The sequence below is a fragment of the Streptomyces sp. Ag109_G2-15 genome (assembly GCF_900215565.1).
Taxonomy (GTDB): Bacteria; Actinomycetota; Actinomycetes; order Streptomycetales; family Streptomycetaceae; genus Streptomyces; species Streptomyces diastatochromogenes.
The window spans coordinates 2,243,383-2,267,846 of the sequence record NZ_OCNI01000001.1; the positions used below are offsets into that span (position 1 = coordinate 2,243,383).

Annotated in this window: 25 protein-coding genes; 8 read left to right on the forward strand and 17 right to left on the reverse strand. The window is 70.7% G+C overall.

The features are described 5' to 3' along the window. Positions 1–43 precede the first annotated feature (43 nt). The 4 genes from CRP49_RS09765 to CRP49_RS09780 form a co-directional block, all read right to left on the reverse strand. Positions 44–499, reverse strand: coding sequence for an Lrp/AsnC family transcriptional regulator (locus CRP49_RS09765; protein ID WP_097253023.1), 456 nt, complete (start codon positions 497–499; stop codon positions 44–46). Positions 500–588: 89 nt separating this feature from the next. Beyond that, positions 589–1,263 (reverse strand): UbiX family flavin prenyltransferase, encoded by a 675-nt coding sequence (locus CRP49_RS09770; protein WP_097253024.1) that lies wholly within the window; start codon positions 1,261–1,263, stop codon positions 589–591. 64 nt (positions 1,264–1,327) lie between these two features. Then, entirely contained in the window at positions 1,328–2,230 is a 903-nt protein-coding gene (gene mqnP / locus CRP49_RS09775) for a menaquinone biosynthesis prenyltransferase MqnP (protein ID WP_097253025.1), read from the reverse strand. Further along, complete coding sequence (locus CRP49_RS09780) at positions 2,227–3,678, reverse strand: menaquinone biosynthesis decarboxylase (RefSeq protein WP_094215624.1); 1,452 nt, start codon at positions 3,676–3,678, stop codon at positions 2,227–2,229. The genes mqnP and CRP49_RS09780 overlap by 4 nt, the downstream gene beginning before the upstream one ends. Positions 3,679–3,754: 76 nt before the next feature. Here CRP49_RS09780 and CRP49_RS09785 point away from each other — a divergent pair, with 76 nt between their 5' ends. Together CRP49_RS09785 and CRP49_RS09790 are read left to right on the forward strand one after the other, a co-directional pair. Further along, positions 3,755–4,066: a PLD nuclease N-terminal domain-containing protein gene (locus CRP49_RS09785; protein ID WP_097253026.1), complete on the forward strand. Its 312-nt coding sequence runs from the start codon at positions 3,755–3,757 to the stop codon at positions 4,064–4,066. Further along, entirely contained in the window at positions 4,066–4,947 is an 882-nt protein-coding gene (locus CRP49_RS09790) for a LysR family transcriptional regulator (protein ID WP_097253027.1), read from the forward strand. Before CRP49_RS09785 ends, CRP49_RS09790 begins: the two co-directional genes overlap by 1 nt. Here the strand turns inward: CRP49_RS09790 and CRP49_RS09795 are convergent. From CRP49_RS09795 to CRP49_RS09805, 3 genes are read right to left on the reverse strand one after another with little or no spacing between them, the layout of a single operon-like run. After that, positions 4,844–5,791: a DMT family transporter gene (locus tag CRP49_RS09795; RefSeq protein WP_097253028.1), complete on the reverse strand. Its 948-nt coding sequence runs from the start codon at positions 5,789–5,791 to the stop codon at positions 4,844–4,846. The two genes, CRP49_RS09790 and CRP49_RS09795, sit on opposite strands and share 104 nt — an antisense overlap. Beyond that, positions 5,788–5,982, reverse strand: a complete 195-nt coding sequence (locus tag CRP49_RS09800; protein ID WP_097253029.1) for a hypothetical protein — start codon at positions 5,980–5,982, stop codon at positions 5,788–5,790. The genes CRP49_RS09795 and CRP49_RS09800 overlap by 4 nt, the downstream gene beginning before the upstream one ends. Positions 5,983–6,011: 29 nt before the next feature. Then, entirely contained in the window at positions 6,012–6,347 is a 336-nt protein-coding gene (locus CRP49_RS09805; protein WP_097253030.1) for a helix-turn-helix transcriptional regulator, read from the reverse strand. Positions 6,348–6,471: 124 nt separating this feature from the next. Between CRP49_RS09805 and CRP49_RS09810 the strand changes: the two genes are divergently transcribed. Further along, complete coding sequence (locus tag CRP49_RS09810) at positions 6,472–7,446, forward strand: zinc-binding dehydrogenase (RefSeq protein ID WP_097253031.1); 975 nt, start codon at positions 6,472–6,474, stop codon at positions 7,444–7,446. Between the two features lie 18 nt (positions 7,447–7,464). Here CRP49_RS09810 and CRP49_RS09815 read toward each other — a convergent pair whose 3' ends face one another. From CRP49_RS09815 to CRP49_RS09825, 3 genes are all read right to left on the reverse strand, one after another. Further along, a complete protein-coding gene (locus CRP49_RS09815) occupies positions 7,465–9,252 on the reverse strand; it encodes a serine/threonine-protein kinase (RefSeq protein WP_257033349.1) in 1,788 nt (595 codons plus the stop codon). A gap of 157 nt (positions 9,253–9,409) precedes the next feature. Further along, entirely contained in the window at positions 9,410–9,856 is a 447-nt protein-coding gene (locus CRP49_RS09820) for an RICIN domain-containing protein (protein ID WP_097253032.1), read from the reverse strand. Positions 9,857–10,046: 190 nt separating this feature from the next. After that, the gene (locus CRP49_RS09825; protein WP_097253033.1) at positions 10,047–10,814 is read right to left on the reverse strand and encodes a CDP-alcohol phosphatidyltransferase family protein; all 768 of its coding nucleotides are present in this window, start codon (positions 10,812–10,814) and stop codon (positions 10,047–10,049) included. A 112-nt stretch (positions 10,815–10,926) separates the two neighbouring features. Here CRP49_RS09825 and CRP49_RS09830 point away from each other — a divergent pair, with 112 nt between their 5' ends. The 5 genes from CRP49_RS09830 (at position 10,927) to CRP49_RS09850 (ending at position 17,636) form a co-directional block, all read left to right on the forward strand. Continuing rightward, the gene (locus tag CRP49_RS09830) at positions 10,927–11,376 is read left to right on the forward strand and encodes a nucleoside deaminase (protein WP_097253034.1); all 450 of its coding nucleotides are present in this window, start codon (positions 10,927–10,929) and stop codon (positions 11,374–11,376) included. Continuing rightward, positions 11,369–12,340, forward strand: coding sequence for an isopenicillin N synthase family oxygenase (locus tag CRP49_RS09835; RefSeq protein WP_097253035.1), 972 nt, complete (start codon positions 11,369–11,371; stop codon positions 12,338–12,340). The genes CRP49_RS09830 and CRP49_RS09835 overlap by 8 nt, the downstream gene beginning before the upstream one ends. 179 nt (positions 12,341–12,519) lie before the next feature. Then, the gene (locus tag CRP49_RS09840; protein ID WP_097253036.1) at positions 12,520–13,905 is read left to right on the forward strand and encodes a condensation domain-containing protein; all 1,386 of its coding nucleotides are present in this window, start codon (positions 12,520–12,522) and stop codon (positions 13,903–13,905) included. Between the two features lie 87 nt (positions 13,906–13,992). Next, positions 13,993–16,089, forward strand: coding sequence for a hypothetical protein (locus tag CRP49_RS09845; RefSeq protein ID WP_097257274.1), 2,097 nt, complete (start codon positions 13,993–13,995; stop codon positions 16,087–16,089). Beyond that, positions 16,089–17,636 (forward strand): hypothetical protein, encoded by a 1,548-nt coding sequence (locus CRP49_RS09850; protein ID WP_097253037.1) that lies wholly within the window; start codon positions 16,089–16,091, stop codon positions 17,634–17,636. The genes CRP49_RS09845 and CRP49_RS09850 overlap by 1 nt, the downstream gene beginning before the upstream one ends. 13 nt (positions 17,637–17,649) lie before the next feature. On the opposite strand, the gene CRP49_RS09855 is transcribed toward CRP49_RS09850, so the two are convergent. The 7 genes from CRP49_RS09855 to CRP49_RS09885 all read right to left on the reverse strand — a co-directional run bounded on the left by CRP49_RS09855 (position 17,650) and on the right by CRP49_RS09885 (position 24,463). After that, the gene (locus tag CRP49_RS09855; protein ID WP_097253038.1) at positions 17,650–18,051 is read right to left on the reverse strand and encodes a hypothetical protein; all 402 of its coding nucleotides are present in this window, start codon (positions 18,049–18,051) and stop codon (positions 17,650–17,652) included. Positions 18,052–18,076: 25 nt separating this feature from the next. Continuing rightward, positions 18,077–19,180, reverse strand: a complete 1,104-nt coding sequence (gene ccsB / locus CRP49_RS09860; RefSeq protein ID WP_097253039.1) for a c-type cytochrome biogenesis protein CcsB — start codon at positions 19,178–19,180, stop codon at positions 18,077–18,079. Beyond that, positions 19,177–20,892, reverse strand: a complete 1,716-nt coding sequence (locus tag CRP49_RS09865) for a cytochrome c biogenesis protein ResB (protein ID WP_097253040.1) — start codon at positions 20,890–20,892, stop codon at positions 19,177–19,179. The genes ccsB and CRP49_RS09865 overlap by 4 nt, the downstream gene beginning before the upstream one ends. A gap of 3 nt (positions 20,893–20,895) precedes the next feature. Further along, positions 20,896–21,660 (reverse strand): cytochrome c biogenesis CcdA family protein, encoded by a 765-nt coding sequence (locus tag CRP49_RS09870; protein ID WP_094215641.1) that lies wholly within the window; start codon positions 21,658–21,660, stop codon positions 20,896–20,898. A 1-nt stretch (position 21,661) separates the two neighbouring features. Next, entirely contained in the window at positions 21,662–22,252 is a 591-nt protein-coding gene (locus CRP49_RS09875; RefSeq protein ID WP_179851560.1) for a TlpA disulfide reductase family protein, read from the reverse strand. A 115-nt stretch (positions 22,253–22,367) separates the two neighbouring features. Next, positions 22,368–23,669, reverse strand: a complete 1,302-nt coding sequence (locus tag CRP49_RS09880; protein ID WP_097253042.1) for a hypothetical protein — start codon at positions 23,667–23,669, stop codon at positions 22,368–22,370. Positions 23,670–23,815: 146 nt separating this feature from the next. Next, positions 23,816–24,463 carry a histidine phosphatase family protein gene (locus CRP49_RS09885; RefSeq protein ID WP_257033658.1) on the reverse strand — a complete coding sequence of 216 codons (648 nt, stop codon included), beginning with the start codon at positions 24,461–24,463 and terminating at the stop codon, positions 23,816–23,818. Position 24,464: the final 1 nt, after the last annotated feature.

The following is a 24,464-nucleotide window of genomic DNA, read 5'->3' on the forward strand; positions in this document are numbered from 1 at the left end:
CCCCATCTTTCGGGCGGAGGGACCCCCATACGGCGCTCCGCGCCTAGACCTCTTCGGGAAGTTCCCCGACCCGGTTCTCCCACTTCGTGGACAGCACGATCGTGGTACGGGTCCGGGACACGCCCTTGGTCCCGCTGAGCCGCCGGATGATCCGCTCCAGCCCGTCCACGTCGGTCGCCCGCACCTTGAGCATGTAGGAGTCGTCGCCGGCGATGAACCAGCAGTCCTCGATCTCGGGGAGTTCCTTCAGCCGCTGCGCCACGTCCTCGTGGTCGGCGGCGTCGGACAGCGAGATGCCGATCAGGGCGGTCACGCCGAGGCCGAGGGAGGCCGCGTTCACGGTGGCGCGGTAGCCGGTGATGACACCGGCCGCCTCCAGCCGGTTGATGCGGTCGGTGACGCTGGGTCCCGACAGGCCGACGAGGCGTCCCAGCTCCGCGTAGGAGGCCCGGCCGTTCTCCCTCAGGGCCTGGATGAGCTGCCTGTCCACCGCGTCCATGCGATCGAAGCCTTCCCCTGGAAAAGTTCTGAACGTTCCTGAAGTGATGAGAGGTACTGCGACTTGCCCGTCGTGCTCGACTTGCTCGACTACCGGACCGCTGAGCCGCCGCCCAGCTCGCCCTTCCAGCGCCGGTACAGGCCGTGCCCGACGCCCGCCGCGTCCAGCACCCGCCCGGCGACGAAGTCCACCAGATCCTGGATGTGGGTCGCGCCCGCGTAGAAGGCGGGAGAGGCCGGCACCACAGCGGCCCCCGCGTCGTCGAGCGCGACGAGGTGCCGCAGGGTCTGACCGTTCAAGGGGGTCTCCCGTACGGCCACGACCAGCGGCCGGCGCTCCTTCAGTGTGACGCTCGCCGCACGCTGGAGCAGATCCTTGGACAGCCCGAGGGCGACACCGGCGACACAGGCCGTGGAGGCCGGGACGATGAGCATCCCCTTCGCCGGGTACGACCCCGAGGACGGCCCCGCCGCGAGATCCCCCGCGCTCCAGTACCGCACCCCGCTCACGTCCACGTCGAAGGTCCCGGGCTTCCCGTCGGCGCCCCGGGCCAGCCATTCCCGCAGGTCCTCCTGCCAGTGCGCGTCCCGGAACGAGATCCCCGTCTCGTCCAGCAGCGTCAGCCGCGAGGCCCGGCTGACCACCAGGTCGACCGCCTCCCCCGCGTCCAGCAGCGCCCGCAGCACGGCAGCCGCATACGGCGTCCCGGAAGCTCCGGACACCCCCACGATCCAAGGCGCGCGCTGCGTTTCTCCTGCGTTCACACCTTGAGCGTACCGGCGGACGAAAAGGTGCTCAGGCCGGGCCACCCACGGCACCGCACCGTACTCACACAGTCAGGCCTCGAACGAGAAGATCAAGCAGCGCGCACACGAACAGGGCAATCCCGATGAAGCCGTTGACGCTGAAGAACGCCCTGTTCAGGCGGGAGAGGTCGTGGGGCCGGACGATCCGGTGCTCGTAGACGAACGCGCCCGCGACGATCGCCAGGCCCAGCCAGAAGAAGGCGCCCGCGTGCGTCGTCAGGGCGTACCAGACGAACAACCCGGTCGTCACGGTGTGACAGACCCGCGCGCCCCAGATCGCCGCCGGGATGCCGAAGCGGGCCGGGACCGACATGACGCCGGTCTCGCGGTCGGTCTCGACGTCCTGGCAGGCGTAGATCAGGTCGAAGCCGCCGATCCAGATGCCGACGGCGAGGCCGAGGATCACCGCGTCCCAGGACCACGCGCCCGAGATGGCGAGCCAGCCGCCGACCGGGCCCATCGCCTGGGCCAGGCCCAGGATGGCCTGCGGGAAGTTCGTGAACCGTTTGCCGTACGGGTAGACCACCATCGGGATGACCGCGATGGGGGCCAGGGCCAGGCACAGGGGGTTGAGGAGAGCCGCCGCGCCCAGGAAGATCACCAGCGCGATCAGGGCGCCCGTCCAGGCGTGCCGTACCGACATCGCGCCGGTCACGAGTTCGCGGTGGGCCGTCCGGGGGTTACGGGCGTCGATCTCCCGGTCGATGATCCGGTTGACCGCCATGGCGAAGGTGCGCAGGCCGACCATGCAGATGGTGACGAGAAGGAGCCGGCCCCAGTGGATGTTCCTGTCCCACTGGTACATCGCGGTCAGGGCGGCGATGTAGGCGAAGGGGAGCGCGAAGACCGAGTGCTCGATCATCACCAGGCGGAGGAACGCCTTGGTGCGTCCCGGCCGCGGGAGTGCCGCGGAGGCGCTGCTCACAGGCCGTACTCCTTCCAGCGGCGGTCCACCAGGGCCGCCGTATCCGGGTCGGACTCCACCATGTCCGGCCATCCGCCGTCGCGCGTGTAGCCCTCCTCGGGCCACTTCTTCGTGGCGTCGATGCCCGCCTTGCCGCCCCAGAACTGCTGGTAGGAGGCGTGGTCGAGGTGGTCGACAGGGCCTTCGACGACCGTGAGGTCGCGGGCGTAGTCCGTGTTGCCGAGGGCCCGCCAGGCGACCTCGTGCAGATCGTGCACGTCACAGTCGGAGTCCACGACCACGATCAGCTTGGTGAGGGACATCATGTGGGCCCCCCAGATCGCGTGCATGACCTTCTGCGCGTGCTTCGGGTACTTCTTGTCGATCGAGACGATCGCGCAGTTGTGGAAGCCGCCGGCCTCGGGCAGGTGGTAGTCCACGATGTCCGGGACGATGATCTTCAGGAGGGGGAGGAAGAAGCGTTCCGTGGCGCGGCCGAGCGGGCCGTCCTCCGTCGGCGGGCGGCCGACCACGATCGACTGGAGCAGCGGGCGCTTCCGCATCGTCACGCAGTCGATCTTCAGGGCCGGGAACGGCTCCTGCGGGGTGTAGAAGCCGGTGTGGTCGCCGAAGGGGCCCTCCGGGAGCATCTCGCCGGGCTCCAGCCAGCCCTCCAGCACGACCTCGGCGTTCGCGGGGACCTGGAGCGGCACCGTCTTGCAGTCGACCATCTCGGTCCGCTTGCCCGCGATGAACCCGGCGAAGAGGTACTCGTCGATGTCCCCGGGGAGGGGGGCGGTGGAGGCGTAGGTCACGGCCGGCGGGCAGCCGAAGGCGATGGCGACCGGGAGACGCTCGCCGCGCCGGGCCGCCACCTGGTAGTGGTTCCGGCTGTCCTTGTGGATCTGCCAGTGCATGCCGATGGTGCGCTTGTCGTGCCGCTGCAGGCGGTACAGGCCCAGGTTGCGGATGCCGGTCTCGGGGTCCTTGGTGTGGGTGAGCCCGAGGTTGAAGAAGGAGCCGCCGTCCTTCGGCCAGGTGAACAGGGCCGGCAGCCGGTCCAGGTCCACCTCGTCGCCGTGCAGGACGACTTCCTGTACGGGGGCTTCCTTCACCTTCTTCGGCGGCACGTGCGCCATCGCGCCCAGCTTCCCGAACGCCTCGCGCACGCCCACGAACCCGTGCGGCAGCTCGGGCCGCAGCAGCCCGCCGATCTTCTCGGAGATCTCGCCGTACGACTTCAGGCCCAGCGCCTTCAGCAGCCGCCGGTCCGTCCCGAAGACGTTCATCGCGAGGGGCATCGCCGAGCCCTTCACGTTCTCGAAGAGCAGCGCCGGTCCCCCGGACTTCTGCACCCGGTCGACGATCTCCCCGACCTCCAGATACGGGTCGACCTCGGCCTTGATGCGCTTGAGGTCTCCCTCGCGCTCCAGCGCCCTGAGCAGGGAGCGAAGATCGTCGTAAGCCATGTGTCCCAGTATCTGTCACCCGCTACCCTGGCCCGGTCACCGGGGCCTACTCACATCTCGAAGAGGGCGCACGTCGATGCTCAGGTATCTGCCGTTCCTGCTGGTCCTGGCGTTGTGGATCTACGCCTTCGTGGACTGCCTGAACACCCCCGAGGAAGAGGTGCGCCACCTGCCGAAGGTGGTGTGGGTGATCATCATCCTGCTCTTCGGCGAGGTACTGGTGGGCCCGGTCGCCTGGCTGATCACCGGCAAGGCGCGGCGCGCCGCCGCTGGGGGAGGCTCCACTCCCTGCGAGTGGCACAGGAATACCGCCGCGAACTGGGTCGCCCCCGACGACAACCCCGAGTTCCTGAAGTCCCTCGACAAGGACGACCCCGAGAAGGGCTGATGGAACTCCGGCTGCTCGTCACCTTCGAGAAGGTCGCCACGGTCCTGAGCTTCACCCGGGCGGCGGCCGAACTGTCGTACGCGCAGTCCAGCGTGACCAGCCAGATCCGCTCCCTGGAGTCCGACCTGGGCGTCGAGCTGTTCGACCGGCTCGGCGGCCGCATCCGGCTCACCGAGGCGGGCGAGCGGCTGCTGCCCTACGCCCGGCAGATCATCGAGCTGACCGAGGAGACCCGGGCGGCGGTCACCGGAGCCGAGGAGCCGTCCGGCACCCTCACCGTCGGCACCATGGAGTCCCTGACCTCCTACCGGCTGCCCCCGCTGCTGGAGTACTTCCACCACCGCCACCCGAAGGTGCGGCTCGCCCTGCGCACCACCATCGGCGACGAGACCCGGCAGGCGCTGCGGCAGGGGACGTACGACGTCGGTTTCCTGATGGAGGAGGAGACCGAACACCCGGGCCTTCAGAGCGCGGTGCTGGCGGTGGAGCCGCTGGCGCTGGTCGCGGCGCCCGGACACCCGCTGGCCGGAGCGCCGGTCGCGACGGCCGATCTGACCGGGCAGTCCCTGCTCGCCACCGAGCCGGGCTGCGCCTACCGGGACCTGTTCGAGCGGGAGCTGACGGCGCTGAAGCCGGTGGAGTTCATGGAGTTCGGCACGATCGAGGCCACCAAGCGCGCGGCGGCGGCCGGCCTCGGGATCGCGCTGCTTCCCGAGGTGACGGTCGCCGCCGAACTCGCGACGGGCTCCCTCGTACGGCTCGCGTGGGAGCCGCCGTTCACGCTTCGCACGCAGCTGGCGTGGCGGTCCGGGAAGCGGCTTCCGGCCCATGCCCGGCTGTTCGTGGAGCAGGCGCGGAAGCTCGTGGCCGAGCAAGGGTGACCTTCAGGCTCGCCGTCACGATCAGCGGGACGCCCAGCGCCTGGACGAGGCCGATGTGGTGGCCGTACACCGCCCAGTCCATCACCATCGCCACGGCCGGGTAGACGAAGGCGAGTACGGCGATCTTCGCGGTGGGCAGCTGGGCGTAGGCGGCGTACATGAGGACGTACATCACGCCGGTGTGGACGAAGCCGAGGCCGATCAGCCAGCCCCAGTCCCAGCCCGTCCCGCGCATCGCGCCGAAGTCGGCGAACGGGAGCAGCAGCGGGATGCCGACCAGGACCTGGACGAGGGCGATCAGATGTGGGCGTACGCCGGTGATCCGCTTGGTGACCAGGGTGGACAGGCCATAGAGGAGGGCGGCTAGCAGGGCCTGGCCGATGCCGGTGAGGTAGGCGCCGCCGCCGGTGAAGTCGGCGGGGGTCACGCCGGAGACCAGGATCAGGCCCGCGAAGGCGACGGCGATCCAGCCGACCCGGGCGGCGGTGAGCCGTTCACGGAAGAGGAGGGCGCCGAGGAGGACCACGTAGAACGGCTGCGTGTGGTAGACCACGGTGGCCACGGAGATGGACGTGTTCTCGTACGACTGGAACAGCAGCACCCAGTTGAAGACGATGAACACCCCGCCCAGGACGGCGAGTCCGAGGGTGCGCGGGGTGAAGCCGTGGTCGCCCAGCCACCCTCGTGCGAGGACGTAGCCGCCGAGGGCGAGGGCGCCGAACAGGACGCGGAAGAAGACGACGTCGAAGGGCGAAGCGCCCGATTCGACGACGAAGACGCCGAGGGTGCCGGACAGCATCATCGCGGTGGTCAGCTGGGCCGTGCCCTTGTGCTCTGGGGTCATGCCGACGACGCTACGAAGGGTCGCCGGTGCCGGTCCACGAGCCACTGGGGCGTCCTGCCGATGGGGGCATCGGGCGGGCCGATGGGCGCCTCCCGGCGCAGCGCCGACCGGTAGTTGCCCATCTTGAACAGGCTCATGACGGCGTCGTTGTCCAGGTACAGCGGAAGGTAGTTGGGGTCCTCGGGCAACACGGGCCACAACCTTGGAAAGTGAAGGTACGTCAGAGACCTGGGGCCGAGGTGTTCAGAACGAGGTCGAGCAGCCCCGGGAAACGCGCGTCGAACTCCGTCCGGCGCAGCCGGTTGACCCGCCTGGGCCCCTCGTCCCGCTGCTCGACCAGGCCCGCGCCGCGCAGTACCGCGAAGTGGTGGCTGAGGGCCGCCTTGCCGACCGGCACGTCGAAGCTGCCGCAGCTGCGGGACCACTCGGTGGAGCCGGCCAGCTCCCTGACCAGGGTGAGGCGTACGGGGTCGGCGAGGGCGGAGAGCGCGGTGAGGACGGACACCTGGTCGGGGTGGGTGTGCTCCGGGGCGGCCCGGTGGCTGCTCGCGGCCATGCCGCCCTCCTCACTGCCGTGTCCCGCTCGACCGCTTGCCGAGTGTTCGATGAAAATCATACACTCGCGAGTGTTCGCTTTTCGTTGAACACCCTGAACACTCTCTCCGAGCCGGAGGTACGGCATGCGCGCGGTCGAGTTCCAGCAGTACGGCGGTCCCGAGGTGCTGAGGGCGGTGACGGCCGAGGCGCCCGAGCCCGGCCCCGGCCAGGTGAGCATCGACGTGGCCTACACGGGCGTGAACTTCGCCGACCTGAAGGCCCGCGCGGAGGGCTACCGGGTGCCGGAGCTGCCCTACGTCCCCGGTCTGGAGGTCTCCGGCCGGATCCGCGCACTCGGCGCGGACGTCACCGGCCTGGCCGTCGGCCAGGAGGTGGCGGCGCTGACGGAGGGCGGGGCGTACGCGGAGGTGGTCGTGGCCGACACGACCACCGTCTTCCCGCTCCCCTCGGGCGTGGACCTGCGCACGGCGGCCACGCTCCCGACCGTCCTGCCGACGGCGTACGCCCTGATCCACCAGGTCGGCCGGCTCCAGCCCGGCGAGACGGTCCTGGTCCAGGGAGCGGCCGGCGGCATCGGCACGGTGGCCGGCCAGCTGGCCCGGGCGGCGGGCGCCGGGGCGGTGTACGGCGTGGTGTCCTCGGCGGCGAAGGCGGCCTTCGCCAAGGAGCACGGCTACGACGAGGTGTTCGTCGGCGCCTTCCAGGACCCGGTGCGGCAGGCCACCGGCGGCCGGGGCGTCGACCTGGTCCTGGACCCGGTCGGCGGCGACACCCTGCGCGCGGGCCTCGCCTCCCTGGCGCCCTTCGGCCGCCTGGTCTCCTTCGGCAACGCCGGCTCCGCCGAGCCCTGGACCGTGGGCCAGCCCGAGCTGTACCCGCTCGGCATCTCGGTCTCCGGCTTCTCCATCCTGACCCTGGCGCAGACTGCCCCCGCCGAACTCCGGCGGCTGGCCGGTGACGCGTTCGCGAAGGCGGTCGACGGCACGGTGTCCCTGCCGGTGACGGCGGAGTTCACCCTGGAGGAGGCGGCGGAGGCGCACCGGTTGATGGGCAGCCGGAACAGCACCGGGAAGCTGCTGCTGCGGGTCGGCGCGTAGTCGGCACGCGTGGGGCCGTCATGTCCTGGCCCAGCTCTGGGAGGCGGTACCGGGGTCGCAGGTCGCCTCTTCCGCTCCGTCGGGATAGGCCAGGTCGAGGCAGCCGCCGCCGTAGACGGCCTTCAGGGTGTTACCGGAGCCCGTCTTCCACAGGCGGGCGGTGCCGCTCAGGGAGCAGTCCCCGACGAAGACCGCCTGCCCCGGGCCGTTGGCGGAGAGGCAGGAGCCGGTCGACACGTTGACGACCTTGACGCTGCCGCCCGAGGCGCCGCGGAAGGTCCACTTCGCCGTGGAGCCCGAGCAGTCGCCGAGGCTCGTGTTGCCGTAGAACGTGGTCAAACACTTGCCGTTCTCGCCGTTCTTGAGCCTGAAGGAGCTGGGGGAGGGGGCGGTGGTGGAGGTGCCTCCGGAGGAGCTGCTGGACGAACCCCCACTGGAGCCGCCCGAGCTGCTGGAGCCGCCCGAACCGGAACCTGAGCCACCGCCGCCGCCCGACGATCCGGAACCGCCCGAAGTCGCCGTCCCGCGGCCCGAACTCCCGTCGTCGCCCCCGGAGTTCTTCTTGTCCTTGCCCTTCGGAGAGGCCGAGCCCTTCCCGCTCGGGCTCGGCGTGCCGGACGGGCTCCCGGAGGGCGATCCGGACGCACCGGGCCCAGCCGACGCGGAAACGGACGCGGTCGGGGTCCCAGCGGTGTCGTTCCTGCCGGAGTCGGTGACGTACGGCAGCAGTTGGAAGGCCAGGGTGCTCGCGCCGACCACGACCACGACCGGTACGACGCCCAACAGGATCCGGTTCCGGCGCCGTTCACGCTCGGGCTCGGGCACAAGGGGCTGTACGACCACCTCGGGCTCGGGCTCCGCGACCGGCACCTCCGATACCTTCGGCACCTCCGGCACCGCTGCCGCGAAGGCTGCCCGCGCGGTCAGCCGTTCCGTGATCGCCTCGGGCCACAGCGGCGGGGCGGCCGGGCCGTGCCCGGCCGACAGGTCGAGGAGTTCGGCGGCGGTGGGGCGGCTCTCGGGGTCCTTGTCCAGGCAGGACGCGACGACGTCGGCCAGCTCCGGGGCGGTCTCGCGCAAGGCGTCGAGGTCGGGCTGCTCGTGCACGATCCGGTACAGCACGCCGTGCCCCGACTCGTCCCCGAACGGCGGCCGGCCACTGCCCGCGTAGGCGACCACCGAGCCCAGCGCAAAGACGTCCACAGCACCGGTCAACCGCCTTGCCCCCGAGGCCTGTTCGGGGGACATGTAGGCGGGGGTGCCCACCACCATGCCGGTCCGGGTCAGCTGGCTCTGCTCGGCGGCCCGGGCGACCCCGAAGTCGATGAGGGTGACCCCCTCAAGGGTGAGCATGACGTTGGACGGCTTGACGTCCCGGTGCACCATGTCCAGCTCGTGCACCGCCGCGAGCCCCTTGGCGGCCTCCCGCAGCAGCAGCCACAGCGCCTCGGCCGGGAGCGGTCCGCCGTGCAGCTCGACAGCCTCGCGCAAGGTCAGGCCGGGTACGTACGCGGTGGCGAACCACGGCGGCCGGGCGTCGCGGTCGCTGACGAGCAGCGGCGCCGTGGCGTCGGCGGGCAGCCGGGCGAGGTTGTCGAGTTCGTGCCCGAAACGCCGTACGAAGTCCTGGTCCTCGGCGACGACCGAGGGCAGCACCTGCTTCACGGCGGCGTACCGCCCCTGGTGCACGCCGAGATAGACCCGCCCCATGCCGCCGGCCCCGAGCCGCCCGACCAGCGGGATCGGCCCGATCCGCCGGGGATCGCCGTCCTCCAGTGACTCGACGCCGTTCTGTTCCCCGTTCAAGTCTCTCCCCCTGTGGGTCACTTGGCTTTCTGCAACCTACTTCAGCGACGGCACCGGCGGCTCCGGGGGTGTGCGCACAGGAAAAGGCCGGGCCGGGCCGCACCCGTCTCGAACGGATACGGACCGGCCCGGCCTGCTCGACGGAACGAGCTGCGGATCAGCTCCAGCGCTGGCGCGGGGCGCCCGCGTCGGGAGCGGTGACGACGGCCCCGCTGGGCGACAGCCCGAGGGTGCGCCCGGTCGCCTTGTTCTGCAGGTTCCAGCCCGAGGAGTCGTTGCTCTCGTACCACCTCTGGTAGTCGCCGCCGTTGCACGCACCCAGGTAGACGGCGCCGTTGCTGTTGCTGTCGAGGCACTTCCCGGTGAGGTGGTGCTTCATGGTGAAGGAGCCGTCGGACTGCTTGTTCTCGTCCCACTTCATGCTCGCCCCGGTGGCAGAGGTCGTACGGACCTTGCCGTTGAAGTAGGCCAGGTACTCGCCGTTGCTCTTGTTCTTCCAGGTGACGGCGTGGTCGGCGGCGAATGCCTGCCCCGTACCCGCAAGGGCCAACACCGGGGCGAGACATGCCGCGGCGACGAACTTGGCCACCAAACGCTTCTTCATGGAGTTCCCCGTTCACAGGTCGAATGTCGTGTCCGGCGACAACGGCTGCCTCACCCGCGGGCGTACGACCAGTGAGCGGCGAGTGCGCTGCGTTCACCCGAGGGTGAAAGGTGACAGCGGCCTTGACATGCCGAATCGATCATTGAGGTCGGCGTCACGCTACCCCGCCGCGATCACCCCCAGCAATGCGTTAACGCAGCCGCGACGACGCCAGGATCGACAGCAGATGGGCCGGGACCATCAGCCAGGTGATCGCGGCCAGCGCGACCAGCGCCCAGCGGGTCACCTCCACCCCGCCCGTGAGCGTGTCCCCGACCGCCGCCGCCAGCAGGACCAGGGACGCCTCGATGCCGTTCGTCACCCGGTGGATCTTGAAGGCCGCCGCCAGCCGTCGCACGGTGGCCACGCCCTGCGACCGCGGCCGGGTCGACTCGTCGTCGGCCACCGCGAGCCCGCGCCGGGCCCGGGCCACGTCCACCAGGTCGGTCGAGGCCTTCAGCAGGACCACGCCGAGCGCGGTGGCGATGCCCAGCGAGAGCCAGCCGCCGAGGCCGTTCTCCGCCGCCCGGAACCCGATCCCCACCATCAGCGCCGCGTCCGCGAGGTACGCCCCGAGCCGGTCCACGTAGATGCCGGTCGCGCTGTTCTGCCCCTTCCAGCGGGCGACCTCACCGTCCACGCAGTCGAAGAGGAGGAACATCTGCATGAGGACGACGGCCAGGACGGCACCGGTCAGGCCGGGGATCAGCAGGGCCGCGCCGGAGGCGATCCCGCACACCACCATGGTCCAGGTCAGCTGGTCCGGGGTGACCGGAGTGCGCACCAGCTGCCGGGTGAACCGCAGCGAGACCCTGCGCATGTACAGCCGGCCCGCCCAGTGCTCCCCGTTGCGGCTCGCCAGCTTGGCGTACGGCTGGCAGACCTCCCGCAGCTCCTCCAGAACCGGGGCAGCGACCATGGGCGTTTCCCTCCCGCGCGATGTGATCGGGCAAGGCTACAGAGGGGGTTCGGGCCACCCGAACGCGGGCGCCGCGCGTTGCCCGGGTGCCTCACCGGGGAACAGTGGACCCATGGATCAGCAACAGGCCCGCGCCTGGCTCGTCACCGCCGTCGCCGAGGCCCGCGCCGGACTCGCCGAGGGCGGCATCCCGATCGGCGCGGCCCTCTACGGCCCCGACGGCGCCCTGCTGGGCCGCGGCCACAACCGCCGCGTCCAGGACGGTGACCCCTCCATGCACGCGGAGACGGCGGCGTTCCGGGCGGCGGGACGGCAGCACACGTACCGCGGCACGACCATGGTGACCACCCTCTCCCCCTGCTGGTACTGCAGCGGCCTGGTCCGCCAGTTCGGGATGTCGCGCGTGGTGATCGGCGAGGCGACCACCTTCCACGGCGGCCACGACTGGCTCGCCGAGCACGGCGTGGAGATCGTGCTGCTGGACGACCCCGAGTGCGTCGAGATGATGCGCGCCTTCGTCAAGGACAACCCGGCTCTGTGGAACGAGGACATCGGTGAGTGAGCCCCGTTTTTCGATCCCGACCATCGACCTCCGGTCCTGGCTGGACGGCGGCCCCGAGGCCCGGGCGGCCCTCGCCCGTACCGTCGACCGGGCCCTGCGGACCGCCGGATTCCTGCTGGTCACCGGGCACGGCGTGGAGCCGGAGCTGCGCGCCCGGATCCGTGCGGCCGCCCGGGACTTCTTCCTGCTGCCGGACGAGGTGAAGCGGCGGTACGAGGCCAAGGTCGGCGGGCGCGGCTGGCTGGGGCCGGGCGCCGAGGCCAACGGGTACGCGGAGGGTACCGAGACCCCGCCCGACCTGAAGGAGTCGCTGACCTTCGCCACGCACGAGCCGTTCGAGGACCCGGTCGTCAACGCCGAGTGGTACGCGCCGAACGTGTGGCCGGCGGAGATCCCCGGGCTCCGGTCGCTGTGCGAGGAGTACCTCGCCGAGATGGCCGCACTGGAGAAGGAACTGCTGTCGCTGCTGGGGTACGCCCTGGGGCTCGAACCCGACTTCTTCTCCCGGCACATGGACCATCCGACGTACGGCTTCAACATCAACTGGTACCCGGGGACCGAGGTCGTCGGCGAGCCGGAGCCCGGGCAGTTCCGGATCGGGCCGCACACCGACTTCGGGACCGTCACGATCCTGGACCGGCAGGCGGGGAAGGGCGGCCTGCAGGTGTACACGGATGAGGGAGGGTGGGAGGACGCGCCCTACGACCCGGCGGCCTTCACCATCAACATCGGTGATCTGATGGCCCGTTGGACCGGTGACCGGTGGCGGTCGGGGCGGCACCGGGTGCTGCCGCCGCCCTCCGACGCACCCACCGAGGAGCTGATGTCCCTCGTGTATTTCGGCGAGTGCACCCCGGGCACGCTGGTCGAGTCCGTGCCGGCGCCGGTGGGCCGGGTGGCGTACCCGCCCGTCGACTCGCATGTGTACCTGCGGGAGAAGCTGGACTCGATCACCGTCGGCTGAACCCCCGTCCGATCGCCGTCGGCCGACCCCCGCACGATCACCGTCGGTTATTCACTTCCGCGTTCGCCCCGCCACCCGTTCCACTGAAATGCCCCGGGTGGGCATGTCCCGGCCGCGTCCGACGGCATTCCCTTGAAGGGGGCCCACATTCACGGGCCCCCTTCTGCGATCGGAGACGCGTGCGAATCACTGATATCCAGCGCTGCGAGGTCCGGCCGGGGCGGCTCGTCGAGTGGACGCTGAGTCCGGCCACCGTCGAGACGGCGAAGGGGCTGCCGGAGGACTCCCGGCCGCCGGCCTACATCCAGGAGTCGCACATCAGGACGGCCAGGTCGGTGCGGGACGGCGGGCTGTTCGTGCCGACCTGGCTCGGTACGGCCTTCGACCTGCCGGGCCGGGTCGATCTCGACGTGCTCCAGGAGGCGCTGCGGGCCTGGACGCTGCGGCACGAGACGCTGCGCAGCGGCTTCCGCTGGGCGGGCGACCGGCTGCGCCGGTTCACCCTCGACGCCGGTGACGTGTCCCTGCGGCGCGAGACGGTCGGCGACTTCGGCGACGCGGACGCCCTGGTCGCGCACCTCCAGGACCGCTTCGACGCCGTCGCGGACGCCCTGCGCTGGCCGAACCTCATCTACACGGCGGTCGTGCGGGACGACTCGACCAGCGTGTACATGGCCTTCGACCACAGCAACGTGGACGGCTACTCCGTGCACGGCATCCCCGCGGAGATCCACGAGCTGTACGCGGCGGGCGTCGAGGGGCGCGGACCCGTGGTGCGGACGCCGGCCGCGAGTTACGTCGACTTCTGCGAGATCGAGCGGGCGGACGCCGACCGGATCGACGGCAGCCATGACGTCGTGGCGCGCTGGCGGGAGTTCATCGGGCGGTGCGACGGTACGCTGCCGAACTTCCCCGTCGACCTCGGTCTGGAACCCGGCGGTCCGCTGCCGTCGCAGAAGATGCTCTGCGAGCCGCTCGTGGACGCGGACACGGCCGCCGCGTTCGAGGCGTACTGCCGGCCCCACGGCGGCAGCCTGGTCGGTCTGCTGGCGGCCACCGGCGTGATCGTCCACGAACTCGGCGGGCAGTCCGTGTACCGGACGGTGGTGCCGTTCCACACCCGGGTGAAGTCCCGCTGGTCCGACTCGGTGGGCTGGTTCGTGGGCGGCGCTCCGATCGAGGTGCCCGTGGCCGGCACGCCCGACCTGCCGAGCACCCTCAGGGCCGTGCGCGCCGAGCTGCAGGCCAACCGGTCCCTCGCGCGCATGCCGCTCGCCCGGGTGCTGAAGCTGCTCGGCACGGACTTCCGGCCGACCTCCCCGGACCTGTACTCGATCGTCTCGTTCCTGGACGCCCGTGGCATCCCGGGCGCCGGGCAGTGGGCCGAGCAGAAGGCGTACGGGCTGATGCGGGTGTCGTACGGCGACCAGGTGTGCGTGTGGGTCTCCCGGCTGCACGACGGCCTGTGGCTGGCGAGCCGCTATCCGGACACCGACGTGGCGGCCAAGAACGTGCGGCTGTACGTCGAACGGCTGAGGGATCTGCTCGCGGCGACGGCGTCGTAGCCCGGTCAATTTCGTAACCCAACGGACATCACCGACCCTGGTCAGTGACAACTTCCCCTTTCTACACTGCTGTTGAGGGGGGATGTGGTGCACAGACGGTTGCACGGGCGAGGAGCGCTGTTCGACGTCGATCCGGCCGGTCTCGCGCCCCGGCTCGTGGGCCTGCGCCCCCACCAGCACCGTGGTCATCCGTTCGAGCACCCGGGCGAGCTGCCCTTCGTGGTGCTCACGGGCGCCCGCGGTCTGGGCAAGAGCGCGGTGCTGGCCGAGTTACGGGGCGCCTACAAGGGGCACACGCCGGTCGCGCTGATCGACTGTGCGGAGCCGCAGTTCGCGGGGCCGCCCGCGGAGCGGCCCGCCGAGTCGTGGTCGCCGGTGGCGCAGGCGCTGCTGGTGATCGCCGAGCAGTTGGCGGCGCCGGTGACGGGCGCCGGGCGGATCACCTTTCCACGGCTGATGTCGGGCCTGGTGGCGGTGGCCGCGAGCGGCTGGGGCGATGCCGACTCGGAGCGGATCCGCCGGGAGGTCGAGCGGATCCTGCTGCTGAACGAGAGCGGTTCGTGGGTCAGCGGTCTGGCCGGGCGCTGGGCCGGGAAGGTGGCGGCCAAGGTGGTCGCCGCGACCACCGGCACCGGGCCGCTGCTGTCCGGCGCGATCGAGGCGACCCTGGAGTCCGTCGCCGAGGGCTTCACCAGCCGGCGGCACCAGAAGGCGTCGGTGTGGTACCGGACGTACCCGAACGCGGGCGGGCACGCCCAGCGCGGGCTGATGCTGCTGGCGGGGCACTTCCGGGCGGGCGGCACCTCCCGGGAGCACGCCGAGCGGTATCTGGTGCGGGCGCTGCTGGCCGACCTGACGGAGGCGTACGCGGGGGTGCTGCCGCGCATGCAGCGGCTCGGGCGGCCCCTGGTGCTGATCGACGACGCGCAGACCGCGCCGGGGCCCGGGCTGGTGGAGGCCGTGCTGCGCGACCGGGCCGAGGGCATCGCGGACCAGGTGGTGTTCGTCGCGGCCCGGCGCGGCGAGGGCCGCGAGGAGCTGCGCAGCGCGGTCCGGCGGGAGCTGCCGGAGGTGGCCCGGCGCAGCGGCTGGACCCCGGACGCGGCCGCCTCCTCGCGGGCGCTGCTGGTCGCGCTCGCCCCGCTGAGCCCGGACGACACCCTGCACATCGTCGGCGCCGTCTGTGACGACGCCCCGGTCCCGCCCCAACTCCCGCACGCGACCCACCGGTTGACCGGCGGCAATCCGCTGGGCATCGTCCTGCTCGCCGAGTCCGCCGCGCAGAACCGGGCCGGCTCGCTCGGCGAACTGCTCACCGCCGACGTACGGCTGGACGAGGACCACGACGCCTCCCCCGCCTACCAGGCGCTGCTGGACCGGCTGGTGCCCGCCGAGCACCTGGACGAGCTGACCGTGCTGGCCGCCGCGCACGACCACGACTCGGCCTGCGCACTGGCCGCGGCCCTGCTGCCGGACACCTTCGGCCCGGCGGACGTACGGGCGCTGCGGACCCGGCTGACCGAGGAGGGGCTGCCCACCGTGCCGGGCCAGTTCGTCGGCGACCCCTTCGTGCGCACCCTGCTGCTGCTGAGGCTGCATCTGCGGGACCCCGACCACGTGTCGTGGCGTAGGGCGCACGAGACGCTGATCGCGCACTACCCGGAGCCCGAGCAGGCCCGTTACCGGCTCCATCACGAACTCGCCCTGGGCAACGCGGAGTCGGCGGTCGCCGAGCTGCGCGGCACCTTCCACACCGCGGACATCCGGACCTGGCTGCGCACCCTGCGCTTCGTGGCGTCCGCACCCTACTTCCACGCGCACGACGCCGACGGCCGCGACTTCACCGGCCACGGCGACCGGCGGGCCGCGGTCGCGCTCGGCCGCACGGACGCCGGGCAGGAGCCGCCCGAGGGCGCGGACGCCGTACTGCACCTGCGGGTACGGCGGTTGCTGCACGCGGTGTGGCAGCTGGGCGATCCGCTGGTGCTGCCCGACCCGAAGGTGTGCGACCGGCTCCGGTTCGAGCTGGAGCAGCTGTCCAACCTGCGGCCGGCGGGCAACGCGCTGCTGTGGCGGACCTCCCGGGACTGGCCTGCGGCGGCGCTCGCCGGGCGCCCGATGGCCGATCCGGGCGACCCCGATGACACGGACGGCGGCCCGGACGACCGGAGCGGGGAGGCGTGATGGCGCGCAGAGGCGTGGGCACGTGGGTGCGCGAGAGCGTGTGGGAGATCCCGCTGCGCCGCTATCTGGCGCTGCTGGTGACGGCGGCCCTGGTGACGGGGCTGGTGTTCGGGGTCCGGACGCTGATGCACGAGGACCGCTCCTGTGCGCCCGGGGTGTCCCGGCCCGCGGACAGCGACGAGTGCGTGGGCGTGGCGACGGGCTCGTACGACTTCGGGCACGCGCAGCTGCGGGACGTCGTACGGGCGATCGCGCGGGAGAACGACCGCCTCAAGCCCGGCAGTTACGTCACGGTCGCGCTGATGCTGCCGTACAGCTCCACCGCCGCGACCAACCTGAACGACATCCAGCACCAGCTGCAGGGCGCCTACCTGGCGCAGTACCAGGCCAACCACGACGCCAACGGGGAGGCGCCCGCGATCCGGCTGGTGCTGGCCAACCCGGGCGCGACCGGGGACCACTGGCAGCAGACGGTGGACCAGCTGGCGCGGATGACGACGAGCGCGGACCGGCTGCGGGCCGTGGCGGGGATCGGGCAGAGCACCGACAACAACAAGAAGGCCGTCCAGGCGCTGACCCGGCGCGGGATCCCGGTGGTCGGCTCCTCGATCACCGCCGACGACCTGGCCAACGGGCAGGGCGGCAAGGACCCCTACCCCGGCCTCGCCCGGGTGTCGCCGACCAACACCGACGAGGCCCGCGCGCTGGCGTCCTTCGCCAAGGTGAGCGCGGGCAAGGCGCTGCTGGTGTACGACAAGCCGGGCGACCCCTACACCCGGACGCTGCAGGAGTCGTTCGCGGCGCTGATCAAGGGCTCGCCGTACGAGCCGCAGCCGTTCACGCCGCCCGCCGACCGCAGCAAGGAGGGCACGACCGCGAACACCTTCCGGCAGATCACGCACCTGGTGTGCGACACCTCCCGGGAGACCGACACGATCCTGTTCGCGGGACGGCACACACAGCTGCGGCAGTTCATCAACGCGCTGGGCGGACGCGGCTGCCAGGACCGGAAGTTCACGGTGCTGACCGGTGACGAGGCGTCGTACCTGACCCACGAGCGCGACCTGGACCGCGACGCCCTGCGCCACAACCTCTCCGTCCGCTACACCTCCCTCGCCCACCCGGACGCCTGGGCGAAGGACCCGGCGAAGACGGGTGGCTCGGCGGCGGACTTCGGGGTGCTGCAGCGGCTGCTGACGGCCGCCGAACGGAAGCCGTCCGGGCCGATCGGTTCGGTCGCGCTGGACGACGGCCAGCTGATCATCGGCTACGACGCCCTGCAGCTGGCGGTGCACGGCATCCGCGAGGCGGTGCCGGACGGGCGGAACGTCCCGTCGCTCGCGGACGTCGGTCTGCAGTGGCCGCAGGTCAAGGGCTCGCTCCGGGTGAGCGGGGCGAGCGGCTGGATCTGCCTGGACGTGCACGGCAACCCGTACGACAAGGCCGTACCGATCGTGGAGCTGACCCCCGAGGGCGGCTCACGCTTCGTGAAGATCGCCTGGCCGGAGGGGAAGCCGCCGGCGAAGGAGTGCCTGCCGCCGTCCTGAGCGCCGGGCCGTCCTAGGCACGCCGGAGAAACTCGACCAGTCGTTCGAATCTGGTGCGCCAGTCGGCCTCCGACTCGCCCTCGCCCCGGAACTCGTGGGTGAAGCGCAGCACGCTTGCGGTGTCCCCGTCCCGCTCCAGATGGAACCGGATGCGGCCGCCGCCCTCCACGGTGTACTCCGCGACCCGGTCCACGTCCCACGCGGTGACCCGGCCGGTGCCCAGGTCACGCAGGGTGACCAGACCGTTCAGCCGGGGTTCGAGGACGTCGGCGGCGGTGCACCACCCCGAAAGCCCCTCCTGGGTGGCCACCGCCGGCCAGACCTCCTCCATGGACCTCGGGAGCCGCACCAGGAAGTGGAGTATGTGCGTGTTCCCGTGGGTCTGGCTGGTGCCCTGTGCGATGGAACCGCTCATGGCACCAGTGTGGGCGACCGGCGGCTCAGACGCCCGCGTAGGAGTGCTTGCCGCTCACGAAGATGTTGACGCCGTAGTAGTTGAACAGCCAGCAGCCGAAGGCGATCATCGCCAGGTAGGCGGCCTTGCGGCCCTTCCAGCCGGCCGTGGCCCGGGCGTGCAGGTAGCAGGCGTAGGCGATCCAGGTGATGAAGGACCAGGTCTCCTTGGGGTCCCAGTTCCAGTAGCGGCCCCAGGCGTCGCCCGCCCAGATCGCGCCCGCGATGATCGTGAACGTCCACAGCGGGAAGACGGCCGCGTTGACCCGGTAGGCGAACTTGTCCAGCGAGGCGGAGGCGGGCAGCCGCTCCAGCACCGAGGTCGCGAAGGCGCCGGGCTTGCCGCCGGTCTGCAGCTTGTTCTCGTACGAGTCCTTGAACAGGTACAGGATCGTGGCGACCGCGCCGACGTAGAACACCGCGCCGCAGAAGATCGCGGTGGAGACGTGGATGTACAGCCAGTACGAGTGCAGGGCGGGGACCAGCTGGTCACTGGCCGTGTACAGGACGGTGACGGCGAGACCGAGGTCGAGCAGGACCGTGGTGATCAGGAACAGGCCGAGCCAGCGCACGTTCTTCTTCAGCGCCAGCAGGCCCAGGTACACCCCGACCGCGACCGTGGAGAAGGTGATGTTGAACTCGTACATGTTGCCCCACGGCGCCCGCTCCACGGAGGCCGCGCGGGTGGCGACCCCGCCCAGCTCCACCAGGAACGCGAGCACGGTGAGGGAGATGGCGATCCGCCCGTAGAGGTCGCCCTGCTCGTCCCCGCCGTGCGCACCGGGCCCGTCCGGCACGTCCCGGGCGCCGGACGCGGAGCGCACGACGACCTTGGGCCGCTCCAGTACGGCGGTGCCGCCGGCCTGGTTGACGGTGACGGCGGGCGCGCTCGCCGCCTTCTGCCCGCTCTGCGCAGTCAGCGCCGCGGCCGTACGGGCCACCTTGCTGCGGCTGCCGAGGAGCCACTCGGCGATGTACGCGAAGAAGGCCAGGGTGTAGACGGCCATGGACGAGTAGATCAGCGTGTTGCTGATGCTCGCCAGGTGTTCGTTGGTCGCGACGGCGAGATCGGTTGCGGCGGCGAGAGTCACTTCTCAGCCCCTTCGGAAGGTACGACTTGGGGGTCGGGGGATGCTTCGTTGGATGCTGAAGAGTCGTCGGGGTCGGGTGCCCCCGGCGCCTGGTCGTAGAGGGTTCCGGCGAGGTGGCCCAGTTCCTCGGGCACCTTGGCGGACTCACTGCGGCCGAGCCCGGCCATCTCGACGACCGTGACGCCGTCGGCGCCGCGCACCGCCCGCACCCACACGCGGCGGCGCTGGATGAACAGGGACCCGGCCAGACCGAAGATCGCGGCGAGGGCACCGCCGAGCGCCCAGCCGCTGCCCGGCTCCTGGACGATCTCGAAGCCGGCCCACTCCTTGATGTCCTTCTCCAGGGTGATGGAGCCGGCACCGTTCGGGAGCTGCATGGTCTGCCCGGGCTTGAGGTTCCCGCGCAGCTGCAGGCCCTTGGCGTCCTTGAACGCCTTCATGTGGCTCTTGTCGAGCTGGTACACGCTCTGCGGAAGGCCCGAGTCGACGCCGAGGTCGCCGTGGTACGGCTCCAGGTTCAGCACCGGGTTCAGCAGCGCCGGGAACTGCGAGAGCACCGAGGCGCCACCGCCGTAGGTCGGCAGGAAGAAGGCCCGGATGCCGAGCTGCTCCTTCTGCCCCTTGGCGTCGCGGTAGCCGTCCATGACCTTGATGACACCCTGCGAGGTGACGTTGCCGTCGAGCGGCAGCAGCGGTACGGCGTCCTGGTAGACGACCTTGCCCTTGCCGTCGCGGACGGTGATGACGGGCGCGTAGCCGTGGCTGACCAGGTAGACCTTGGAGTCGCCGATCTGCAGCGGCTCGTTGACCTTGATGGTGGCCGGCTTCTCCTTGCCGTACGCGCCCTCGCTGTAGGCGATCCTCGCCTGGAAGGTGCGCGGGGTGCCGCGGTTGGGGCCGGTCAGCTCGTAGGTGCCCTTGAAGTCCTTCAGGTCGAAGCTGAAGGGCACCAGCTCGTCGGTGGTGAACAGGCTGCCGGACTTGAAGTCGTCGTACATCGGCAGCGCGTTGGAGAAGCCGTCGCCCTCCACCATCAGCTTGGTGCCGTCCGACTTGAACATCTGGCCCGAGGCGAAGGCGGTCAGCAGCACGATCAGCGCGATGTGGAAGACCAGGTTGCCCAGCTCCCGTACGTACCCCTTCTCGGCGGCGACGGCGTCATCGACGAGGTGGGCGCGGAAGCGGCGCTTCTTGAGCAGCGCGAGCGCGGCCTCGCGGACCTGCTCCGGCTCGGCGGTGGTGCGCCAGGTGGTGTAGGCGGGCAGCCGGTTCAGCCGCTTGGGGGCGCCCGGCGGGCGGCCGCGCAGCTGGCCGACGAACTGCCAGGTACGCGGGACGATGCAGCCGATGAGGGAGACGAACAGCAGGATGTAGATCGCGGAGAACCACACCGAGCTGTAGACGTGGAACAGGCCGAGCTTGTCGTAGACCGGCGCGAGCGTCCTGTGCGCCTGGCGGAAGTCGTCGACCTTGGCGGCGTCGGCGCCGGTCTGCGGGATCAGCGAGCCGGGGATCGCGCCGAGCGAGAGCAGCAGGAGCAGCAGCAGCGCGACCCGCATCGAGGTGAGCTGCCGCCAGAACCAGCGGGCCCAGCCGATGACGCCGATGCCCGGTACGGCGGCGATCTCCTCCTGCGGGGCGGTGGACAGCTGGGAGCCGGCCGCCCCCAGGTCCTCCTGGTCCTGGCCCTTGTCGGTTTCGGTCTTGCTCATCGATCAGATCCCCACAGTGAAGCCGTTGGACCAGGTCTGCATCTGCTGCACGAGACTGTCCCACGCCCCGGTCAGCAGCAGCACACCGGTCACGATCATCATCGTGCCGCCGATGCGCATCACCCAGACATAGTGGCGCTTGACCCAGCCGAAGGCGCCGAGCGCCTTGCGGAAGGCGACCGCGGCGAGCACGAAGGGCACGCCGAGGCCCAGGCAGTAGGCGACCATCAGCACGGCGCCGCGCCCGGCGCTCGACTGCTGGATGGACAGGGAGTTCACCGCCGCGAGGGTCGGGCCGATGCAGGGCGTCCAGCCGATGCCGAACAGGGCGCCGAGTATGGGCGCGCCCACCAGGCCGGTCGTCGGCCGCTTGTGGAAGCGGAACTCGCGCTGGGTGAACCAGGGCATCAGCCCCATGAAGAACACGCCCATGAGGATCATGAGGACGCCGAGCGCCTTGGACAGGACGTCCTTGTGCTCCTGGAGGGTCCAGCCGAAGAAGCCGAACAGCGCCCCGCCGGAGATGAACACGGCGCTGAAGCCGAGCACGAACAGGGAGGCGCCGGTGACCATGCGCCCCCGTTTGGCCTCGGCCAGGTCGGTGCCGGCGACCCCGGTGACGTAGGAGAGGTAACCGGGGACCAGCGGCAGGACGCAGGGCGAGAAGAAGGAGACGAGGCCGCCGAGCAGGGCGATCGGCAGGGCGACCAGCAGCGCGCCGTTCTTCACGGTCTGGTTCTCCGCGGCGAGCGTGAGGAGTGCGCTCACGTCACTTCTCCGCGAGGACCGGCTTGAGCATCTTCAGCAGGGTGGTGTCGTCGAGCGCCTCCAGCGCCCGCGCGGCGACCTTCCCGTTCTTGTCGATGATGAGCGTGGAGGGGATCAGCTGCGGGTTGAGCGTGCCCTTCTCGAAGCGGAGCATCAGCTTGCCCGTCGGGTCGTACAGACTCGGGTAGCTGATCCCGTGCTCCTTCTCGAAGGCGACCGCGGGGGTGGTGCTGGTGTCCCGGGTGTTGATGCCGACGAACTGGACGCCCTTGCCCTCGTACGCCTGGGAGACCTTGGAGAAGTACTTGGCCTCCTCCCGGCACGGCCCGCACCACGAGCCCCAGACATTGATCACGACGACCTTGCCCTTGTAGCCGGCGACGTCCAGGGTCCTGCCGTCGATGGTCTTGCCGGACAGGTCGGGCGCCGTGGCCCGCTTGCCCTGCGCGACGGTGTCGATGCCGTTGTTGCCGGTGACGAAGCCGGTGTTGCCGCCCCCGCCGGAGGTGCCGCCGTTGCCGCACGCGGACAGGGTCAGGGCCGCCGCGGCGGCCATGGCGCCAAGCAGGACGGCGCGGCTACGGGTACTCATGTGAAAAGTTTCGCATGCCTGTTCCGGGGATCTCGCGCGCCCCCCTGGCGGGCGGAAAACCGCATTTCAGGAGGTATTTACTCCGGACATTTCGGTCAGCTTTCCCGGGGGCTTCTCAGGCGGCGTTCGAGGAGGCCGACTTGGCACCCTTGGCGTCCCGCAGGAAGTCCTTCCAGCCTCCGGCCGGCTGCTGCCCGACCTCCAGCGTGCGCAGCTTGGCGAGCACCTCGGGCTTCTGGACGTCCATCCAGTCCACGAACTGCCGGAAGGAGACCAGGCGCACGTCCGCACCCTTCTCCTTCTCGCGCGCGATGTGCTTGAAGGCCTCCTCGACGGAGTCCATGTAGATGCCGCCGTTCCAGTGCTCGAAGTGGTTGCCGATGAAGAACGGCGCCCGGTTTGTCTTGTATGCCCGCTCGAATCCCGCGATGTACGCCTGCGCGGACTGCTTGCGCCAGCCCGGGTAGTTGTAGGCGGGCGCCTTGGTCGAATTGACCGACTGGTTGGCGAGCATGTTGTAGTCCATGGACAGGACCTCGAAGGAACGTCCGGGGAAAGGTATCTGCTGCAACGGCAGGTCCCAGATCCCCAGCCGCTTCACCGGCCACACCTGACGCCCGCCCGGCGAGGAGGCGTCGTAGCGCCAGCCCAGCTCGCGGGCGGTGGGCAGCAGGTTGTTCTGGCCTAGCAGGCAGGGCGTACGGCCGCCGACCAACTCCTTGTCGTAGTCGAACGGCAGCGAGGGCAGGTCGGTCCAGCCGGTGTTGGTCCGCCACTCCTTCACGAACGCCTTGGCCTGCCGGATCTCGCTCGCCCACTGCTGCGGGGTCCAGTTGCCGACCGTGCCGTGGCCGGAGCAGAAGTGCCCGTTGAAGTGGGTGCCGATCTCGTGCCCCTCCAGCCAGGCCCGGCGGACGTTGGCCAGCGTCGACTTGATGTGCGGGTCGCTGAGGTAGCCGATGTCGGAGGCGCCGCGCGGGTTGTTCGGCGGCTCGTACATCCGCTTCTTCGCCTCGGGCAGCAGATACAGCCCCGAGAGGAAGAAGGTCATGCTCGCGCCGTGCTCCCTGGCGAGGTCCAGGAAGCGCGGGAAGAGACCGTTGCCGACCTCGCCGGCGCCGTCCCAGGAGAAGATCACGAACTGCGGCGGGGTCTGCCCCGGCTCCAACGGCTCGGGCCTGGCGGGCTGGTGCGGCTGCTTGCCGGTGAAGGAGGTGGAGCCGTCGCCGATGGGCCGGGCCTCGGTCCCGCCGTTCTTGCCTTCGCCCCCTCCGGCCGAGTTCCCGGAACCGGACCCGTGCCCGCCGCCGTCCGAGGACCTGAGAGACCCACAGCCGGCGAGTGTGGCGGCGGCCGCCGCGCCCGCGCCGAGGCCGAGCATTCCCCTCCGGGAAAGGGTCCGGGAGTTGGTGCGCATGGAAATCCCCGATTCGTCGCGCCTGCTGGTGGTCACCCATTCAGAGGGCGCGACGATCGGGGAGGTTCCGATGATATTTATGTTTTTCGCAACGGATCTGACAAAAGCACCCTAAGGCATGTCAAATAGACTGCCAGGAGCGGCAGTTACGCGCCGAAGGCCTTGCTCTTCCCCTGCACCGGCTTGGCGCCGGCCCGGAGGTGAGCCGGCACGAGGTCGATGGCGGGCTCGGTGTAGCCGACGGAGACGATCCTGTCGCCCAGATACGTGAAAGTCGTCAGGGAGGCGAGGGTGCACTGCCGCCTGCGCGGGTCGTGCCACAGCCGCCGCTTCTCGACGTACGACCGCACGATCCAGATCGGCAGCTGGTGGCTGACCAGCACCGCCTCGTGCCCGCGGGCCTGGTCCTTGGCCGCGTTGAGCGCGCCCATCATCCGGACGACCTGGTCGATGTACGGCTCGCCCCAGGACGGCTTGAACGGGTTGACGAGGTGCTTCCAGTTCTCGGGCTTGCGCAGCGCGCCGTCCCCGACCCCGAAGGTCTTGCCCTGGAAGACGTTGTCGGCCTCGATCAGCCGCTCGTCGGTGTCGAGGTCGAGCCCGTGCGCCTTGGCGATCGGGGTGGCGGTCTCCTGCGCGCGCTCCAGCGGCGAGGCGACCACGTACGTGACGTCCCGCGAGGCGAGGTGGTCCGCGACCCGGTCGGCCATCTGCCGGCCCAGCTCGGACAGGTGGTAGCCGGGCAGCCGCCCGTAGAGGATCCCGTCCGGGTTGGCGACCTCGCCGTGCCGCATG

Excerpts from the sequence above, each read along its gene's own strand:
- CRP49_RS09830 (WP_097253034.1), top strand. The coding sequence starts at position 10,927 with ATGGATCAGCAACAGGCCCGCGCCTGGCTCGTCACCGCCGTCGCCGAG.
- CRP49_RS09850 (WP_097253037.1), top strand. The coding sequence starts at position 16,089 with ATGGCGCGCAGAGGCGTGGGCACGTGGGTGCGCGAGAGCGTGTGGGAG.
- CRP49_RS09855 (WP_097253038.1), bottom strand. The coding sequence starts at position 18,051 with ATGAGCGGTTCCATCGCACAGGGCACCAGCCAGACCCACGGGAACACG.
- CRP49_RS09785 (WP_097253026.1), top strand. The coding sequence starts at position 3,755 with ATGCTCAGGTATCTGCCGTTCCTGCTGGTCCTGGCGTTGTGGATCTAC.
- CRP49_RS09810 (WP_097253031.1), top strand. The coding sequence starts at position 6,472 with ATGCGCGCGGTCGAGTTCCAGCAGTACGGCGGTCCCGAGGTGCTGAGG.
- CRP49_RS09880 (WP_097253042.1), bottom strand. The coding sequence starts at position 23,669 with ATGCGCACCAACTCCCGGACCCTTTCCCGGAGGGGAATGCTCGGCCTC.
- CRP49_RS09885 (WP_257033658.1), bottom strand. The coding sequence starts at position 24,463 with ATGCGGCACGGCGAGGTCGCCAACCCGGACGGGATCCTCTACGGGCGG.
- CRP49_RS09795 (WP_097253028.1), bottom strand. The coding sequence starts at position 5,791 with ATGACCCCAGAGCACAAGGGCACGGCCCAGCTGACCACCGCGATGATG.
- CRP49_RS09865 (WP_097253040.1), bottom strand. The coding sequence starts at position 20,892 with ATGAGCAAGACCGAAACCGACAAGGGCCAGGACCAGGAGGACCTGGGG.
- CRP49_RS09790 (WP_097253027.1), top strand. The coding sequence starts at position 4,066 with ATGGAACTCCGGCTGCTCGTCACCTTCGAGAAGGTCGCCACGGTCCTG.
- CRP49_RS09765 (WP_097253023.1), bottom strand. The coding sequence starts at position 499 with ATGGACGCGGTGGACAGGCAGCTCATCCAGGCCCTGAGGGAGAACGGC.
- CRP49_RS09805 (WP_097253030.1), bottom strand. The coding sequence starts at position 6,347 with ATGGCCGCGAGCAGCCACCGGGCCGCCCCGGAGCACACCCACCCCGAC.
- CRP49_RS09875 (WP_179851560.1), bottom strand. The coding sequence starts at position 22,252 with ATGAGTACCCGTAGCCGCGCCGTCCTGCTTGGCGCCATGGCCGCCGCG.
- CRP49_RS09780 (WP_094215624.1), bottom strand. The coding sequence starts at position 3,678 with ATGGCTTACGACGATCTTCGCTCCCTGCTCAGGGCGCTGGAGCGCGAG.
- CRP49_RS09820 (WP_097253032.1), bottom strand. The coding sequence starts at position 9,856 with ATGAAGAAGCGTTTGGTGGCCAAGTTCGTCGCCGCGGCATGTCTCGCC.
- CRP49_RS09825 (WP_097253033.1), bottom strand. The coding sequence starts at position 10,814 with ATGGTCGCTGCCCCGGTTCTGGAGGAGCTGCGGGAGGTCTGCCAGCCG.